Source organism: Microbacterium sp. Bi128 (genome assembly GCF_918698205.1).
In genome coordinates this window covers 1-1329 of the sequence record NZ_CAKKMM010001388.1, presented here as the reverse complement: position 1 = coordinate 1329, position 1329 = coordinate 1, and the positions used below count along the sequence as shown (strand labels likewise).

Below are 1329 nucleotides of genomic sequence, written 5' to 3'. Positions count from 1 at the left end.
CCGCCAGTGTGGGTCAGGGCCTGCTGATGGCCCGCTACACCCACGCCTTCGGCGCGCACGGTGTCACCGTCAGCCAGGTGCTGCTGACCGCCGATGATTTCATGCGCCGTAGCCAGCACACCAACGAGTTCCGCGCGCTGGACCGGCTGCTGAACCTCGGCGTTGTCCCGGTGGTCAACGAAAATGACACCGTAGCCACCCACGAGATCCGCTTTGGCGACAACGACCGCCTCGCTGCCCTGGTGGCTCACCTGGTCCGCGCCGACGCGCTCGTGCTGCTCTCCGACGTCGACTCCCTGTACGACGGTCCGCCGTCGCACGGCGCCAAGCGGATTCCGCACGTCTCCGGCCCCCACGACCTCGACGGCGTCTCGATCGGCAGCACCGGCAAGGCCGGTGTGGGCACGGGCGGCATGGTCACCAAGGTCGAAGCCGCCAGCATCGCCGCGGGGTCGGGTATCCACGCCCTCGTAACATCCACGGCCAATGCGGCCGCCGCGCTGGCCGGCGAGGACGTGGGCACATGGTTCTCCGTCAACGGCGCGCGCAAGCCGATCCGGCTCCTGTGGCTGGCCCACCTGGCATCCGTGCGCGGCACCCTGGTGCTCGACGACGGCGCGGTCAAGGCCGTCCGCGACCGCCGCACCTCGCTTCTGCCGGCCGGAATCGCCGCGGTGAAGGGCGACTTCGAGGCCGGCGACGCCGTGGAGATGGTGTCCCTGGACAACACGGTGATTGCCCGCGGGCTGGTCAACTATTCGGCCGCCGAGCTGCCCCAGATGCTGGGCCGCTCCACCCATGAGCTCGGCAAGGCACTGGGCCGCGGATATGACCGCGAAGTTGTTCATGTTGACGACCTGGTGCTGGTCTAGGTTCCCCCGACGCCTAAACTGGAAGCATGACTGAGGCCCTGACTTCCGCTGCCGTGACTGATGTGCCTGCCGGCACCGTTCCCGCCGGTAACGCCGCGCCCGCCCAAGGGTTCGCGGCGGCGCCGGATCCGGCAGCGGCCCCTGGCACGGCAACGGAGACCGAAGCAGCCGTCCACGCGGTCGCAGACCGCTCACGCCACGCTGCCCACAGGATGGCACGCGCCAACCGGGCCTGGAAGGACCGGGGCCTGCGCGCCGTCGGCAAGGCGCTTGTGGATCACAAGCACCAGATCCTGGCCGCCAACGCCAAGGACGTCGCGGCCGGCCGGGCCGCCGGCACCAGCGCCGCCCTGCTGGACCGCCTGACGCTGACCGAGTCACGCATCACCGCCCTCACCGGGGCACTGGAAAACCTCGCTACCCTGCCCGATCCCGTCGGAAACGTCGTGCGGGGCCA

General features: G+C 70.1%; 1 protein-coding gene and 1 pseudogene. Both read left to right on the top strand.

Translation table 11 applies throughout. The annotated features are described in order from the left end of the window. The coding region (gene proB / locus LQV45_RS33040; protein WP_230011892.1) for a glutamate 5-kinase at positions 1 to 872 on the top strand (872 nt) is incomplete at its 5' end. 26 nt (positions 873 to 898) lie between these two features. Then, a pseudogene (locus LQV45_RS33035) lies at positions 899 to 1329 on the top strand (gamma-glutamyl-phosphate reductase); the annotation flags it as partial.